Annotated in this window: 17 protein-coding genes; 11 read left to right on the top strand and 6 right to left on the bottom strand. The window is 63.7% G+C overall.

Going from position 1 to position 16,085, the window contains the following annotated elements; genetic code table 11:
* Nucleotides 1–89 precede the first annotated feature (89 nt).
* Genes AAFU51_02185 through queA form a run of 4 tightly spaced genes read left to right on the top strand, consistent with a single transcriptional unit; the run spans nt 90 to nt 4,448 of the window.
* Nucleotides 90–950, top strand: coding sequence for a vWA domain-containing protein (locus AAFU51_02185; GenBank protein ID MEO1570056.1), 861 nt, complete (start codon nt 90–92; stop codon nt 948–950).
* A 26-nt stretch (nt 951–976) separates the two neighbouring features.
* The gene (locus AAFU51_02180) at nt 977–1,678 is read left to right on the top strand and encodes a protein phosphatase 2C domain-containing protein (protein ID MEO1570055.1); all 702 of its coding nucleotides are present in this window, start codon (nt 977–979) and stop codon (nt 1,676–1,678) included.
* Entirely contained in the window at nt 1,675–3,378 is a 1,704-nt protein-coding gene (locus AAFU51_02175; GenBank protein MEO1570054.1) for an AarF/UbiB family protein, read from the top strand. Before AAFU51_02180 ends, AAFU51_02175 begins: the two co-directional genes overlap by 4 nt.
* Entirely contained in the window at nt 3,375–4,448 is a 1,074-nt protein-coding gene (queA, locus tag AAFU51_02170; protein ID MEO1570053.1) for a tRNA preQ1(34) S-adenosylmethionine ribosyltransferase-isomerase QueA, read from the top strand. The genes AAFU51_02175 and queA overlap by 4 nt, the downstream gene beginning before the upstream one ends.
* A gap of 99 nt (nt 4,449–4,547) precedes the next feature.
* Here the strand turns inward: queA and AAFU51_02165 are convergent, their stop codons facing one another.
* Entirely contained in the window at nt 4,548–4,715 is a 168-nt protein-coding gene (locus tag AAFU51_02165; protein MEO1570052.1) for a hypothetical protein, read from the bottom strand.
* Nucleotides 4,716–4,855: 140 nt separating this feature from the next.
* On the opposite strand from AAFU51_02165, the gene ggt reads away from it, so the two are divergent.
* From ggt to AAFU51_02150, 3 genes are all read left to right on the top strand, one after another.
* Complete coding sequence (gene ggt / locus AAFU51_02160; protein MEO1570051.1) at nt 4,856–6,649, top strand: gamma-glutamyltransferase; 1,794 nt, start codon at nt 4,856–4,858, stop codon at nt 6,647–6,649.
* Between the two features lie 76 nt (nt 6,650–6,725).
* A complete protein-coding gene (locus AAFU51_02155; GenBank protein ID MEO1570050.1) occupies nt 6,726–7,052 on the top strand; it encodes a hypothetical protein in 327 nt (108 codons plus the stop codon).
* A 97-nt stretch (nt 7,053–7,149) separates the two neighbouring features.
* Nucleotides 7,150–7,533 carry a hypothetical protein gene (locus AAFU51_02150; GenBank protein ID MEO1570049.1) on the top strand — a complete coding sequence of 128 codons (384 nt, stop codon included), beginning with the start codon at nt 7,150–7,152 and terminating at the stop codon, nt 7,531–7,533.
* A gap of 121 nt (nt 7,534–7,654) precedes the next feature.
* On the opposite strand, the gene AAFU51_02145 is transcribed toward AAFU51_02150, so the two are convergent.
* Together AAFU51_02145 and AAFU51_02140 are read right to left on the bottom strand one after the other, a co-directional pair.
* The gene (locus AAFU51_02145; GenBank protein ID MEO1570048.1) at nt 7,655–8,107 is read right to left on the bottom strand and encodes a hypothetical protein; all 453 of its coding nucleotides are present in this window, start codon (nt 8,105–8,107) and stop codon (nt 7,655–7,657) included.
* 770 nt (nt 8,108–8,877) lie between these two features.
* On the bottom strand, nt 8,878–9,357 hold the full coding sequence (locus AAFU51_02140) for a hypothetical protein (GenBank protein ID MEO1570047.1): 480 nt from the start codon (nt 9,355–9,357) through the stop codon (nt 8,878–8,880).
* A 396-nt stretch (nt 9,358–9,753) separates the two neighbouring features.
* On the opposite strand from AAFU51_02140, the gene AAFU51_02135 reads away from it, so the two are divergent.
* Complete coding sequence (locus AAFU51_02135) at nt 9,754–10,344, top strand: DUF3047 domain-containing protein (protein MEO1570046.1); 591 nt, start codon at nt 9,754–9,756, stop codon at nt 10,342–10,344.
* Nucleotides 10,345–10,377: 33 nt separating this feature from the next.
* Here the strand turns inward: AAFU51_02135 and AAFU51_02130 are convergent, their stop codons facing one another.
* The 3 genes from AAFU51_02130 to AAFU51_02120 form a co-directional block, all read right to left on the bottom strand.
* Entirely contained in the window at nt 10,378–10,827 is a 450-nt protein-coding gene (locus AAFU51_02130; protein ID MEO1570045.1) for a CBS domain-containing protein, read from the bottom strand.
* A 177-nt stretch (nt 10,828–11,004) separates the two neighbouring features.
* A complete protein-coding gene (locus tag AAFU51_02125; protein MEO1570044.1) occupies nt 11,005–11,538 on the bottom strand; it encodes a TrmH family RNA methyltransferase in 534 nt (177 codons plus the stop codon).
* A gap of 23 nt (nt 11,539–11,561) precedes the next feature.
* Nucleotides 11,562–12,005 carry a septal ring lytic transglycosylase RlpA family protein gene (locus tag AAFU51_02120; GenBank protein ID MEO1570043.1) on the bottom strand — a complete coding sequence of 148 codons (444 nt, stop codon included), beginning with the start codon at nt 12,003–12,005 and terminating at the stop codon, nt 11,562–11,564.
* Nucleotides 12,006–12,291: 286 nt separating this feature from the next.
* On the opposite strand from AAFU51_02120, the gene AAFU51_02115 reads away from it, so the two are divergent.
* From AAFU51_02115 to rpsA, 3 genes are all read left to right on the top strand, one after another.
* Nucleotides 12,292–12,891 carry a hypothetical protein gene (locus AAFU51_02115; protein ID MEO1570042.1) on the top strand — a complete coding sequence of 200 codons (600 nt, stop codon included), beginning with the start codon at nt 12,292–12,294 and terminating at the stop codon, nt 12,889–12,891.
* Nucleotides 12,888–13,589: a (d)CMP kinase gene (cmk, locus tag AAFU51_02110; GenBank protein ID MEO1570041.1), complete on the top strand. Its 702-nt coding sequence runs from the start codon at nt 12,888–12,890 to the stop codon at nt 13,587–13,589. The genes AAFU51_02115 and cmk overlap by 4 nt, the downstream gene beginning before the upstream one ends.
* 168 nt (nt 13,590–13,757) lie before the next feature.
* Nucleotides 13,758–16,076, top strand: coding sequence for a 30S ribosomal protein S1 (gene rpsA / locus AAFU51_02105; protein ID MEO1570040.1), 2,319 nt, complete (start codon nt 13,758–13,760; stop codon nt 16,074–16,076).
* The last annotated feature ends 9 nt before the right edge of the window (nt 16,077–16,085 follow it).

Raw genomic sequence — 16,085 nt, 5'->3', positions numbered from 1 at the left:
GCACAATCTGAAGCGCCTCCGGCTCATGATCGATGAGCGTGACGTAGCACGGCCGATCCTGTCATGCGCGTCCACCCTCTGCGCCCGCTGTGCCGTACTCTGCCGAAATCAGTCGCACCCAACCTGTTGCCTTCCTGCTGCTGCTCGACCAGTCTGCGTCGATGCAGGACCCGTTCGGCGGAGCCGAGCAGCAGGGCGACGCCGCTCCGTCGAAGGCGCGAGTGCTGGCCGACACGGTCAACCGTCTCTTGCAGAATCTCATCTTGCGCTGTGCAAAAGAAGACGGGGTTCGCGACTATTTCCACGTGGCCGCCATCGGCTATGGCGAACGGGTGGAGGCCTTGATTCGGTCGGACGCTTCCGCTGACGTAGACCCGGCCATGGTGCCGGTGTCGGCGCTGGCGGACCGTCCGCTGCGCCTCGAACCGCGCACCAAGACGATGCCCGACGGACGAGGCGGGACCGTCGATCGGGTGGTGCAAACCCCAGTCTGGTTGGATCCTTACGCGAAAAACGGGACGCCGATGTGTCAAGCGCTTGACTATGCCACGCAGGTCGCGCGTACCTGGATCGACGCGTACCCCCGCGCCTTTCCACCCGTGGTGCTCAACATCACGGACGGCGAGGCTACCGACGGCGATCCGCTCCGATATGCGCAGCAACTCCGCAGCTTCGGCTCGGACGATGGCGAGGTGCTGCTCCTGAACGTGCACCTTTCGGACTCCACGGAGCCCGCCGTCTCCTTCCCGGATGGCCTTGGCGGGCTGCCCGACGAGTTTGCGCGCACGCTCTACCAAATGTCGAGCACGCTGCCGTTCTCCATGCGCGCTGCCGCTGAAGCTGAGGGCATTCGCGTGACGCTGGACACGCGTGGGTTCGTGTTCAACGCCGACCCGACGGCCCTCGTGCGCTTCCTCGAAATCGGGACCCGCCCGAGCACCCTCCGATGAGCGACTGGGCGACCATCACGTCCCTCATGCTGCCGAAGCAGGGACATACCGATGCCGAGTGCGAGGACGCCGTGGCGGTGCGTGAGACCGGCACGGCGCTCCAGATGGCGATGGCTGACGGCGCGACGGAAGCTGCGTTTTCGCGGCGATGGGCTCAAGCACTGGTGGAGGCTGGAGTCGCGCTCGAGCCGAAAGCCAGGCTCGCCGAGGCGGTGGATCGGGCGCGTGCGTCGTTCGAGGCCAGTACTGCGGAGCAAAAGGCAGGGCTGCCCTGGTACGCTGAGCAGAAGGCCCAGGAAGGCGCGTTCGCCACCTTGCTGCGCCTTTGCGTCCGGCCGATGATCGACCGAAGCCTAGGCATTGGCGGTACGTGGGAGGGCGAGGCAGTGGGTGACGTGACGCTCTTTCATCTCCGAGCGGACGATCCGATTCGGATCTGGCCCAACGACGATCCCAACAGCTTCGGCTCACGCCCTGCACTGGTCGCCAGCAACAGCGATCTCGATCCCAACACCGTCGAACGATTTGCCGCTACCTGGCGACCAGGCGACGTGCTGCTCGTCGCCACCGACGCGCTTGCGGTTTATCTGCTCGCCGGAGATGCAGCGTTGCAGCGACTCGAACACTGGAGCCAGGACGCCTGGAGCGACTTCATCGACCACGCCCGAGCCGACGGCATGCGAAATGACGACGTCGCGCTCGTGCGCATCGACCTGCACGGCCCGTGAGTTACCCATCGCCCAGTGACTATCAGGAGGCGCTGCAACTGGCTGACCTCGCGTTGACTGTCCCGCATCTCGCGCAGGGGGTGGTCGAAAAGAACGCGCTTGGGCTGCCCCGGGGGATGTCTGGAGCATTCGCGGTCGTCTTCCGCATTGACACGTCCGTCGGATCCAAAGCCGTGCGCTGCTTTCTTCGAGACCAGCCGGACCGCGGTCGCCACTATAGCCCCCTTCAAGCAAAACTTGAAGACCTGGATCTGCCTTACTTCGTCGATCTGGCGTGGTACGAGCAGGGAATCCAGGTCCACGGCAAGGCTTATCCGTTGCTGGTGATGGAATGGGTGGAGGGCGTAACGCTCAGTCAGTACGTGGAGACGCATCGGACCGACGCACAGCGACTTGCCGCGTTGTCGAGCGCGTGGCGCTGCATGCTTCAGGCGTTGGACGTTGCACAGATTGCGCATGGCGACCTGCAGCACGGGAATGTTCTGGTCGAGGAAGACGAGGCGGGGCGTCCTCGGCTCCGGCTCGTGGACTATGACGGGGTACAGTTTCCAGGCCAGAAGCGCCAGCATGCGCAGGAAGTTGGGCACCGACACTACCAGCACCCCGACCGCACGGAGCAGGACGCGGGTCCGCGCCTCGACCGCTTCGCGGGGCTCGTGGTCGCGACGGCACTCTCGGCGCTGGTCCACGACCCCAGCTTGTGGGACCGCTACGCAACCGGCGAAAACATGCTCTTCCGCGCCGACGACTTCTACGATCCGGTGAACTCGCCCCTCTTCGAGCACCTTACAGAGGTACCCGGCGAGGACGTGTCACGTCTCGCTCGCGCTCTCGTGACCGCATGTTTGTTGCCACCGAGCGCGACGCCGTCCCTCGATGATGCGCTCGCGGGTAGCATTCCTCACGACGTGTCCCATCGTCGCCCTCATGGTGCTGAACCGAGCAACAGGACTCCGCAGCGGCTCGGTGCAAAACGCCACCCGATCATTCAGGTGTTCGCGGCCTCCGCGTGTGCTATCGTCGCGGTATGGCAGCCGTTGGCACTGGTACCGGCCTGCGTGTTCGCAGCGGTTGGGCTGCTCGTCGGCGGTCTTGGGTGGCAGCGTGATCCCGACCGGCGCAGGCGGCGGCGGCTCGGGCGCGAGCTGCGTGTGCTTTCTCAGTGGGTGGCTGACCTCGACGCTGAAGCGGAGCGGATGCGTCTCCAACTCCATGCGGCCTTTGAAGACCGCGATGCTCAACGGCAGCAGCGGCTCGCCGAACTCCAAGTCGAGGCCTTGCATCGGCAACTCCGCCACCACTTTGTGAGTGAACTCGATCACTTCGACGGCGTCGGGCACCGCGCTGTGGTCCGCCTCAAGGCCGCGGGCATCCGCGATGCAGCGATGGTCACTTCCGACGCGATCGCCGCGGTGACACGCGTGTCCGGACCGACCAAAGTCCGCATCGCACAGTGGCGGGCTGCCTTGGCTCGGCAGTACGCTGACGACGTGCCGCAGTCGCTCTCGCCGGCCGAAGAACATCGGCTGCGCCGTCGTGTCGAACGGGCGCGCGCGGACGCCGAGGGCGAACTTCGACGTATCGAAGCGAAGGCGCAAGCCCAGCGCGCAGAGCGCGATGCCGTCGCCGACCGCCTCCGTGCAATCCCCACCCGTTCGTTCGTGCCGTATCTCAACGCTCTCGTCCGAGTCCGCCCGTGATCACCGACTACGACCTCGACGCCTACGACTTCGACTTGCCCGACGGCCTCATCGCGCAAGAGCCTGCACGGCAGCGCGATCAGAGTCGCTTGCTTGTCGTCGACACTTCGGAAAGTAGCGGAGCCCCCCTTGCGCTCGCCGATACCGTCTTCGCTGCACTCCCGACCTACCTGCGCGAGGGCGACGTGCTCGTGCTCAACGACACCCGCGTGTTTCCAGCCCGGCTTGTGGGGCGTAGGGCCACGGGCGGGCGCGGGGAACTGCTCCTAGTCGAGGCCCAGGTCGATGGGTCCTGGACAGCGCTCGCACGGCCAGCCAAGAAGCTCGATGTCGGGGCTACGATTGCCTTCGGGCCGGACGTGGCACCGTTGCTCACCGCAACGGTTGTCGAGGTGCGCCCCGAGGGTCGTCGCCGCGTGGCGTTCAAACACGACTTCGAGACGCTCGACGCGGCGATTGATGCGGTGGGGCGGATGCCGTTGCCGCCCTACATCCGCCGCCCCGAACCGCGCTCGGCCGACCGGGAGCGCTATCAAACGGTCTACGCACAGCATCGCGGCTCGGTGGCGGCCCCGACAGCCGGCCTGCATTTCACGCCCTCGTTGCTGGACGCCTGCGAGGCGAGAGGCGTCGAACTTGCCCGCGTGACACATCACGTGGGCTACGGTACGTTCGAGCCGGTCCGTGTCGAGGATCTGCGCGAGCATCGCGTCGCTGCCGAGCGTTTCACGCTCGCGGATGCCGATGCCGCACGCATCGATCAGGGGCGTGCCAACGGCGGACGCGTCATTGCGGTGGGTACGACGACCACCCGTGCGCTGGAATCCGCAGTCGATGAGGCGGGCAAGCTCGTCCCAGGGACGCGAGAGACAAGCCTGACTATCACACCGGGCTATCGCTTCCGAGCCATCGACGGGCTCGTGACCAACTTCCACCTGCCTCGGTCCTCGCTGCTCGTGCTCGTGAGTACGCTCGCAGGACGAACGCGCGTCCTTGACGCCTACCGGCACGCGATCGAGGCGGGTTATCGCTTCTACAGCTACGGCGATGCGACGCTCATCCTCACGTGATCTTACCGCCTCGCGCACAAAAGCGACGCCCCCCGAGTCGAAACCCGAGGGGCGAAGTGCAGTCGAAATCGACAGGGATGCGCCAGGGCGAGGCGACGCCTAGAACTGGAAGAGCAGGAAGACGCCGACACCCAGCACTCCAGCACCGATCAGCATGGCGCGCACCATGCGGTCGATATTGTTCATGACGAGTGGGGTTGGTGGGGGGTGAGAGCCAATGGTCTCGGCCAGGGTGGTGTGGATAAAGTAGTTGACAAACGTGGGCAACGCTAGAGGAGTCAGGGCTGTAGCCACTGAAAAACGCCGATTCCAGCGAGAATGGTAGCTTTTGCATCAGCAAGTCCCACGAGCAGCCCTTCCAAGTGCCGTCACCTTTGAGCTTGTCTACAACGCTCGCCCGCGTTCGCATGCGCTCGTGGCGTTTGGAACGCATGTGCACGCTGATGACCGTGCTCGTGATAGCTGTCGCTGTGCCCAGTGGCTTGGTGTGTTGGGCACAGACCACCGAGCCACCGCGCGGCGAAGTGGCGCACCCAGCGGGCATGGTTGTGAGCGGGCACCCGCTGGCGACCGAGGCTGGAGCCTCGATGTTGCGACAGGGGGGGAACGCAGCCGATGCTGCCGTGGCAATAGGGTTTGCCCTGGCGGTCGTGCTGCCACGTGCTGGCAATGTGGGAGGCGGAGGCTTTGCCGTGCTACGGGCACCCGACGGCGCCGTGTCCTCGCTCGATTTCCGGGAGGTCGCTCCGCTCGCCGCGACGGAAGACCTCTACCTCGACGAGGAGGGAGCCTATGTCTCCGACCGCAGCAAGGTGGGGCACCTTGCCGTGGGCGTGCCTGGTAGCGTGGCAGGCCTACTCGAACTGCACCAGCGACACGGTCGCCTCTCGCTTTCCGAACTGTTGCAGCCCGCTATCAGTCTGGCTACCGACGGCTTCAGCCTGGGCCGACGGCAAGCGCGGCGGTTCAATCTCTTCCGCGACGATTTCGCGCCCGACGCGGCCGCCACAGCCTATTTCACGAAGGCTGACGGGACGCTGTGGTCGGAGGGCGACCGCTTCGTGCAGCGCGACCTTGCAGCAACGCTCGAACGCATCCGTGACCACGGACGTGGTGGCTTTTACGAGGGGCGGACCGCCGACCTCATCGTTGCATCGATGGTGGCGAATGGAGGCCTCATCGCACACGAAGACCTAGCCGCGTACGGGCCTGTGTGGCGTGAGCCCGTCACGTTCACCTACCGCAGGCACCGCATCATCTCCATGGCACCGCCCTCGTCGGGCGGCGTGGCGCTTGCGCAACTCTTCGGCAGCGTCGAACCTTACAACCTTCGAGCGATGGGCTGGCTCTCGCCTGCGATGATCCATTTATGCGCGGAAGCCATGCGTCGCGCTTACGCCGACCGGGCGACCTGGCTCGGCGACCCCGCTTTTGCTGACGTGCCAACGGACGCGCTCATGCGGCGACGCTACATCCGAGGACGAATGGCTGGGTTCAGCCCTGACCGCATCACGCCGAGTACGACGCTCTCGCACGGCACCCCTGCGGGCGTCGCTCCCGTAATGCAGCGTGTGCCTGTTGACGAATCGCCTGAAACGACCCACTACTCCGTCGTTGATGCCGACGGCTTCGCCGTTAGCCTCACGACCACTGTGAACGACAGTTTCGGCGCGAAGGTGGCCGTCGCCGGTGCGGGGTTTTTGCTCAACGATGAGATGGACGACTTCGCTGCTAAGCCGGGTTCGCCGAACCGATACGGCCTCGTCGGTGCCGAGGCGAACAAGATCGAGCCAGGCAAACGGATGCTCTCCTCGATGACGCCGACGATCATCGAAGACGAGGAAGGACGGCTCAGGCTCGTGCTCGGTTCGCCGGGCGGCTCACGCATCATCACGGCCGTGTTCGAGACGGCCCTAGGCGTGATCGACTATGGGATGGACGTGCAAGCCGCTGTCGCCGCGCCGCGCTTCCATCACCAGTGGAAGCCGAACGACCGTCTGCTCCTCGAACTTGATCGGACGCCGGCCGCGACGGTGGCGGCGTTGGAGGCATGGGGATGGCGGATTCGCGAGTTTGGGAGCCATACGGCCGTCCATGCCATTGAGGTGCGCTACGCTCCAGACGGGACTGCTACGCTTTATCCCGGTGTGGACCCGCGCCGTGAGGGCACGAGCATCCGTGTTGAGCGCATCGACGACTGATCGCTGTGCTCTGGTAGTACTTCGATTGATGGCGCTGCTGTCTTGGCCCACCTTTTAGCAACCCGACACTTAACCTATGGCTACCTACAGTCCCGCAGACTTCGAAGGCAGCCCGTTTGACTACGGGCAGCGCGTGCGCATCCACCTCTACTCGCGCGAGGGATTTCTCCTCGGCACAATCCTGGGTACTCTCGCCGCGCGCGAGCCTAAAGTCAACGTGGCCCGCGACCCGGAAGGCTCCCCACAGTTCAAGACTCTCTATTGGGTGAAAGAAATCGAGGGCTACGAGCGCCCGCACGAGGACCTGCCGGACTCCACGGAGCCTGTTGAGGAAGGGTGGTTTGCCGAGCAAGACATCGAGCCTGTTGACGAGCGTTTGCCCCCCCACATCACGTTCAACTGAGCCCGTGGGCCACATCCTGTGGTATCTGACATCCTATGGTGTCTGACGAGCCTCGCGTGTAGCTTGCCTCTACGTTTTCACCTCGACCGCACTCCTCATGTCGCAAGGCGCCCGCAGAACGATCCTTGTCCTCTTCACGGCTACGGTAGCCCTGGCGCTGCACGTTATCCTCGGCTGGGCCTGGTCCGTGCTCGGGGCCGTCCTTGGAGGCTTCGTGATGGGACGCGGTGGTAGCGTTGTGGGAGCGCTGGGGCTCGTCTTGCCCTGGTCCGCCCTTGTGCTATGGAATCTCGCGTTCTTTGGACCCGAGATGGCGCGCATGACTGAGGCCGTCGGGAGCTTGCTTGGAGGGCTCCCCAGCTTTGTCGTGCCGCTACTCACGCTGGTCAGCGCCTTAGTCCTAGGCACGCTTGGTGGCCTGACGGGCGCCTCGCTCCGAAAGCAGCTTCTCCCGCAACAAGACGCTACTACAGCGGCCTAGGCTTGGGTGTGCGCGTGCCAGGATGGTCCATGCGGGGCACAGGATGATCCTCGCGTCTCAGCTGGAGGACCCCGAGTCGCTCTTTTCTCAGCGCCGCCAAAAACACGCCTCGCCTGTTCTGCTATAGCGTTCCGTGGACCGTGTCGCGCGTGGCTAGAATCCCGAGCAAGTACGCCCCCACGAGGGCAACAGCAGGGGTGTTCTTGGCGGGGACGTCCTCGACGTAGGGCAGTTCTATCTCCTGCATCACACACGCAACGCAGACGGCGCCGGACGCGCTCAGCCTCATCTTAGAAAGGCGGGTGCTAGCTCGCCACTCCCACCCGCGGCGCTGGCAAGCGTCTATGACAGCACCAAAGACCGCATCAGATATGCTTGCCAAGCTCTTCTCTACCAGCTTGCCCACCCATGGATGAGGACATATGACCCGGCCAGACAACAGTCTGAACGGCGGATAGCGCTCGTCGGGGTCGCAGTTGATGCACTCCTCTGGTGCGAGCACGCTCCACAGGTCTAGAAGCGCTCGCACGTCGCAGGCCTGCGCAGCGGCGCGGACCTGCTCTCGGGTGATCATGGCAGGGATAGGGGCAGAAGCCTGGTGTATGCCTTCTCTGACCTGCGCGACAGCGTGCGCGATCGTGCGTGCGGTGTCATCAGTCATCGGATGGAGCCTGCGGGGGTTTCTGGGGCGGGACTATGGCGGTCGTCGTGAGTGAGGCCATGTAGATGGAGATTGCCCACTATTTCGATAGGCCTTTACGTTGGGAACGCTACTGCCTCGTCAGGGGAGGGCACCAGTGCCAGCGAAAGTATGGCCCATTATATACGAGGTGATCAGGGTATACCCCATAATGTGATCAGGGAGTACCCTATATGTCAAGGTCTGTGCTCATCAATTGCCTCGATTCCGCACTCTTGGGTTGGCGAGGCCTATCCCTGATTAAGACAGCGATTCGCATTCGGGGGCCAGGGCCATGCGCGAAACCGCGAACGGTCGTTTCAGGAACGCGAACTACTTCCACTGAGGCATGCCTCCCGTACGAGCTGGTCCGTTCCGGCTTAGCGCGCTTCAGACGCGCTGCTGCTGGGTCGTTCGATCGGAGTATGCTCTCAGATCGTGCTCAGATGGCACACGTGTGAGTTCGCATGACGCACCTTGCGCATGGCTGACATGTCGATAGGGACATCAGAAGTCCACTTCTGCCACTCCATATGCTCCTCTGCCGTGCCATCCGCGTGCAACCGTCGGAGTAGTGGTCAGCAATCCGTCGGCAAAAGTGTGCGCGCCAGTTTGCTGTCACGCGGTCGTCATTGGTCGTATGCGACAGTGCACAGCGATGATTATCAGACGACGGTCGCGTGGTGGTAGCGTGCATCTTCAGCCGACTTGGAAGCCCGCGTCAAGGCCGCGGCCAACTCACGGAACTGCGGCCAGTCAGTTTGCTCGAAACGGTGCACAGTGTGACCAACGCCTACGTGCAGGACACCGCCGATGCGGCGCGGCGTGTGAACGGCCTGAAGCGGCGGGTGATGCCAGCCTACTGCAACGTCCCACACGCTCATGACTTGCCCGAAGGCCCCTTCAAGTTGCACTTCAGCGGGGGTTCGGCGAAGATCATAGACCGTCCAACCCGTAGCGACCAGCCACACAACTGGAACGGTCCAGGTCAGTGTGGCGCCAACGGGCTGCTGCTGGAGCATCGCGGCTACCGTCACAACCATCACGGCGACCATCATTGCGCCGAACCCACGAGCCAGGGTCTGCGCATAGACGAGAGGCAACGGCGACGTACCCGGATGGTGGCGACTTTGGAACGACTGCATTCGGCGGCACGGAGGGCGGAACGGACCATTGATACCGAGCAGAAAACGTCTCGTTCGATATCTCGCCCTTTGTCTCGCGTGTCAGAAGGGCACGGACAGTGCCGCGGTCCCCTGACTACAGGACAACTCGGGATGTATTACGCATCGGCGCTTTGACTGCGTACGGTGTACACCGGGTATGTGGGACAACTTGAGGGTACACCGTTTCCGCCAGCTTGTTGTCCGGTCATGTCCCGCCCAAACCACAGACATTCTCGTATTCTCCAGCACAGTGCGCTCGCCGGCGTTGTAGTGCTCGCGTTGCTCGTGAGCGCGTTCGGCGACCCTCCCCGTGCGTTTACAGTGGGCGCGTTTTCACAGGTCGATCCCGGGCAACTCCCGTCACACTGGTCAGCGATGCCGCTCGGCGACCTGCGTCACAGCACCTACGAGACGGTCGATGTTGATGGCCGAACGGTGGTGCGTGCCCACGCCGATGACTCCGCTTCGGGCTTCATCCGCGAGATCACCATCAACCCTCGCGATTTCCCCGTGCTCGAATGGCAGTGGAAGGCAGAAAGCGTCCTCCGTGGCGGCAACGTCGCCCGAAAGAGCGGAGACGATTACGCAGCCCGGATCTACATCACGTTCGACTATGACGAGACCAACTTGTCCTTTTCAGAGCGCGTCAAATATCGGGCGGCGCAGGCGCTCACCTCGCAGGATATTCCGCTGCGGGCACTGAGTTACATCTGGTCTAACGAAGTGCTTTCCGATACACCCGTGCCCAATCCATACACCGACTGGGTGATGATGGTGCCTGTCGAAGGCGGCACGCCCAACCTTGGTACGTGGGTTCGCGAGCGCCGTAACATTGTCGAAGACTACCGCCGCGCGTTTGGCGAAGACCCGCCAGCCATCACTGGGATCGCACTCATGACGGACGCCGACAACACGGGCGAGTCGGTGACCGCCTACTATGGCGATCTGGTGCTTCGTGGCGAATAGGGTGGGCGCCGCCGCCTGTGCTCATCGGGCTGCTCACAGCGAACGGACGAGGTGCAGAAGGTCGAGCGCGGACAGAATCCCGGAGAGCTTGCCTTCCTTTGTGACAAGCAGCCTGTGAAGACGGGCGCGGATCATCACATCGGCAACGTCCTGAACCGGTAGCCCTTCGTCAACGCTGTAGGCGGCGGGCGTCATGATGTGGCGCACGGTATGCTGATAGCCGCCGCCTACGCGAAAGCCATCGAGTTCCTCTTGCGCACAAGCGCCGTCAAGAGGGCGCAGGTAGTAATCGTTGGCGGTATGTCGGTGGGGCTCGCGGTCTGGATAGCGGAGCGTGCGCACCACATCGCGAAGCGTGACGACCCCGACGAGCGTGTCGTCGTCTGCCACCACAGGGGCACCGGAGATCTGGTGCTCGACGAAAAACTCTGCCAGGGCGTCGATGGGCAAATCGAGCGGGACGGTGTGGACTTCACGGGTCATATAGGAGCGGGCGACGTCGAAATCGGCGCTTGCATGGGGACTACCGGCTTCTAAGCAGGAGGCGTTGGTTGGTACCCTGGCAACCTCGGGGCCAACGCTGGGCGGCCACGACAGCACCTCGCTGGCATAGACGGCAGTTTTTCCCGGGCTGTCCCGTAGGGGGGGCAGCCTACGAGTTCAGACGGTGAGGCCCAACCGCTCTAGGAGGCCGTAGGCCGCAATGCCAAACGCCACACTCACGTTGAGCGAGTGCTTAGCTCCAAACTGGGGCAATTCCAGCGCAGCGTCGCAGGCATCCAAGACGGCCTGCTGCACGCCCTCCACTTCATTGCCGACGATCAGGGCAACCGGAGCGTGCTTAGGGACAATCTCGTCCAGCGTCGTCGGCATGGTCGTTTGCTCTAGAGCCAAAAGCAGCATGCCCTCGGAGCGTAGCTGCGTCAAAAGGGGCAGGAGCGCTGGCTGGGTGCTCCACGGTACACTGTCTTCTGCGCCGAGGCTCGCTTTTGTGACAGCACGATGCGCGGGACTAGGCGTGATCCCTGTTAGATAAACGTGCAGCACGCGCGCCGCGTCCGAGGTGCGCAAGATCGAGCCGACGTTATGTGCCGATCGAATATTGTCGAGGACGACGATGATCGGGTGCCGCGGCAAGGATTCGAGCTCCGTCAGCGAAGGCCGCTCGATCTCGTCGAGACGCAGCTTGCGCAAGCTTGAGGATTCGCCTGGTCCGCTCACGCCTCGCTCTCATCTATGAAGAGCTCGAGACGAACCGACGCGGTGCCGCTGCGGATCATACCGATTTCCTCAGCTGCGCCACGGGAGAGGCCGATCACACGGTTGCCCACGAAAGGCCCGCGGTCGTTGATGCGGACGACGACCGACGCACCGTTGCGCAGGTTGGTCACGCGCACCCGCGAGCCGAAGGGGAGCGTGCGGTGTGCTGCGGTGAGCCGCTTCATGCGAAAGGTATCCCCATTGGCCGTGCGGTTGCCTTCCAGACCGGGCCCATAGAAGCTCGCCCGGCCCTCGCCGAGAAGCCGGAGAGTTGGCTGCGATGACGAGGTAGGCGCCTGAGGCAGCGGCGATATCACCAGGCGGGACGGGACGCTTGAGAGAATCTCATCGTTCGAGACCACCGTGATAGGCTTGCGAAAAAGCAGCGCGAGCAGGGCCACGCTGAACAGCGTGAGGAGTACGCAGGCCGTCCGATAGCGGCGGTAGGGCAACGAGGTGAGCATCCGGTTCAGGGTGCGTCGGCAGGGTCCAACCTGAAGGGCCTCTGGTTCGCAAGCAAAGCGAGCACAGTAGGTTGGCAGAGCGCCCCCAAATTCGGCGCCTGGTGGGTCCGTTCCAAGTTTCTGCCCGCTCGCGTGGTCAGCGTACCTTCTTCGCGTTCGTTTCCACGTTCCACCGCACCAGGTTCACCGCCGCCGCGTGGCCTCTTCACACATACCCCGTCCCATGACTCTTCGGTCCGCCTGCATACGCCTCCCGTTTTTGCTCGCCCTTGTCGTGACTGTCAGCAGTTGCACCGCCCTCGAACAGCTGACGGCACTTCAGCGCGTCGACTTTGCGCTCAACAGCACGACGGGCACTGAGATTGGCGGAGTTCCGCTGACAAGCCTGCAGAACTATAGCGACCTCAACGCAGTCCAGCTTCTCCAATTGGGCTCGGCGATTACCCGAGGCGAATTGCCCCTTGAGTTTACCCTGATGGTCGATGCGACCAACCCGGAGGGCAACGCGACGTCCGCGCGCCTAGTCAACTTCGACTGGACGCTGTTTTTGGACGATGCGGAAACGGTGAGCGGGTCCTACAACAACGAAACGCTCCTGCCTATCGGTCAGACCGTAGGCATCCCGCTCGATATTCGCCTTGACCTCGTGCAGTTCTTCGGGAGCAATCTGCCCGATCTCGTTGAGGTCGCGCTCGCCGTAGCAGATCTTGGCGGCAGCAGCAAAGAAGTGCGATTGCAGGCAACACCGAGCATCAACACGGCGCTAGGGCCTATCCGCTATCCAGGAGCCATCACCGTCCTCAAAGCCGACGTCGGAGGATGATCGTAGCCATTGACGGCCCCGCGGGGTCTGGAAAGAGTACCACGGCACGTCTGGTCGCGAAGCGTCTGGGCTGGCTCTACCTCGACACTGGGGCGATGTATCGGACCGTAGCCTTGGCGTTCCTGCGTGCCGGTGCTGCGTTTACGAATGAAGCGGCGGAGTCCCTCGCGGCAAGGCTGGCACTCCGTGTGGAACCGCAGTCCGATGGGATGCGGGTATTGCTACGTGGCGAGGACGTGACCGGGCAGATCCGGACGCCTGAGGTGGGCGAGGCCGCAAGCCGCGTCTCCTCGCTGCCGGCCGTGCGCGCTGCCCTACTCGACGTGCAGCGGCAAACGGCGCACCGGCTTGTGACTGAAGGGGGCGGGGTAGTGCTCGACGGGCGAGATATCGGCACCGTCGTTTTCCCTGACGCGGACCTCAAGGTGTTTATGAAGGCGGATCTGGACGAGCGGGCCGAGCGGCGGCATGAGGAACTGGTTCGGAAGTGTACAGCCAAAGGCACCGTCCCTCCCGATTTGGAGGCCGTCCGTGCTGAGATTGTGGCGCGAGACCGCCGCGATACACAGCGCGCTCATGCGCCGCTCCGCCAGGCTGATGACGCCGTTGCGCTGGACACCACGACACACTCCATTGTGGAGCAAGTCGAACACGTTCTTCACTTGATAGCGGAACGTGGCGGGCCCTCGGTCATTTAGCCGTTTCCCCCTTTCGTGGCGCCCCTGCGGGACGCGCACGCAACTGGGGACTCATTCGTGGCCGCCCCGAAAGAGAGGAGGGATAGCTGCGCGCATCTGAACCTAGACCCATACAGGCCGGTCGGCTCCTCTCGCCCCGCTTCTCGGGGACCGACTCGTGCTAGGAACATGCTAATGTCCAACGAGACCAATACCCCCAACCCTGAGGAAACCGACGCCGCCAATGCAGGTGGAGACGGTAGCCTCGTCGAACAAGCTCAGGAGGCCGTGTCTTCCGCCGCCGAGACGGTCGCCGACGCAGCAAGCACTGCAGCAGAGGCCGTCGTGGAGACCGCTGCGGCTGCCGTCGAAACTGCAGCCGACGCCGTGACTAGCGACGGCGCAGCAAAGACGGAAGTGGAAGCTGCCCTCGAAGCCAAAGGCGAAGACGCGCCCGAGGCGATCTCTGAGGCTGTGGCCGCCGTCGTTCCCCCGGAAGAGCCTGGCGACGATACCCGCCTTCTGGACGATAAGGTGGACGATGCCATCGAGGCCGTCAAGGAAGAGTTTGGCGAAATCAACACGGAACGCGAGGATGTCGCGCCCGCTGTAGAGACCGCCTCGCTCACCGCCGTGGACGACGCCGAGGCCCTCGTGCACACCGGTGGCCTGCTCGGCTACACGGGTGAGATCCAGGGCCGCTCGATCACCCTCGCCGAACTCGAAGCGCTAGAGAACCAGCGCACGCCCGACGACGCCGAAGACAAGGACGCGCAACTGCTCGCGCTCTACGAGTCCTCGCTCTCGTCCGTGAGCGAGAACGAGATCGTTACCGGCCGCATCGTCGCGATGAGCGACAAAGAGTACGTCGTCGATATCGGCTTCAAGTCGGACGGCGTCATCGGCAAGAACGAGTTCGACGAAGAGCTGGAGATCGGCACCGAGGTCGACGTCTACGTGGACCGCCTCGAAGACCGCCGCGGCCAGCTCATCCTCTCGAAGACGAAGGCCGACGACCTCCGCCGCTGGCAGACCATCGACGAGGCGTTCGAGAATGGGGGCGTGCTCGAAGGCACCATCATCCGCCGCATCAAGGGCGGCATGATCGTGAACCTCCTCGGCGCGGAGGCCTTCCTCCCAGGCAGCCAGATCGACGTCCGCCCCGTGCGCGACTTCGACGTCTATCTCGGCAAGACGATGGAGTTCAAGGTCGTCAAGACCAACCCCGCCAACGGCAACGTCGTCGTGAGCCACAAGGCGCTCATCGAGAAGGACCTGCTCGAACAACGCAAGCAGATCCTCGACACGATGGAGCCGGGCCAGGTGCTCGAAGGCATCGTCAAGAACATCACCAACTTTGGCGTCTTCATCGACCTCGGTGGCGTGGACGGCCTGCTCCACATCACCGACCTCTCATGGGGCCGAGTCGGCCACCCGAGCGAGGTCGTGGAGCTCGACACCAAGATGAACGTGGTCGTCCTCGACTACGACAAGGAGCGCCAGCGCATCTCGCTGGGCTACAAGCAGCTCCTGCCGCACCCCTGGGAGAACATCGAAGAGAAGTTCGCTGAGGGCCAGGAGGTAGAAGGCCGTGTGGTCTCGATCACCGACTACGGCGCCTTCGTCGAGCTCGAGAAGGGCATTGAGGGCCTCGTCCACATCTCCGAGATGTCCTGGACGGAGCACATCAAACACCCCACCCAGAAGGTGCAGCTTGGCCAGATCGTGCCGGTCAAGATCCTCCGGATCGACACCGAGGACAAAAAGATCTCGCTGGGCATGAAGCAGCTCGAGCCCGATCCGTGGGAGGGCATCCTCGACCGCATGCCGGTCGGCTCGGTCACCCGTGGCGAGGTGCGCAACCTCACCAACTTCGGCGCCTTCGTCGAGATCGAGCCGGGCATCGACGGCCTCGTGCACGTCTCCGACCTCTCGTGGACCAAGCGGGTCAAGCACCCGTCGGAGGTCGTCAACAAGGGCGACCAGATCGAGGTACAGATCCTCGACATCGACGTCGCCAAGCGACGCATTTCGCTGGGCCACAAGCAGGTGCAGACCGACCCATGGCAGCAGTACGCGACGGCCTACGCCGTGGACACGGACACGCCTGCTAAGGTGACGGACGTGAATGGCTCGGGCGTCGTCGTGGAGCTTCCGCTGGAGGCCGAGGGCTTCGTGCCTGCCAGCCACTTGGAGCGCCAAGGCGATCCCACGCAGACGTACGCCATCGGCGATGAGATGGACCTTCGCGTGATCCGTCTCGACCGGAATGATCGTCAGATCATCCTTTCGGAGACGGCCAAGCGCATGGCCGCCCAGCGCGCCGAGCGTCACGCCGAGCGCAGCGAGAAGTCGAAGGCTCGCCAGGATGAGCAGCGCGCCGTCCGCGACTACCAAAAGTCGTCGAGCGGTCCAGCCACGCTGGGCGAGCTCTCAGGCCTCGCCGCCCTCCGCGACCAACTCGCGGCCGAGGAGGAGGAGGCCATGGAGGACTTCGACGACGAATAGGTCGTACGC

This window comes from Bacteroidota bacterium (assembly GCA_039821555.1).
GTDB lineage: Bacteria > Bacteroidota > Rhodothermia > Rhodothermales > Rubricoccaceae > JBCBEX01.
The sequence above is the reverse complement of the archived record's forward strand: the minus strand, read 5'-3'. Positions and strand labels throughout refer to the sequence as shown.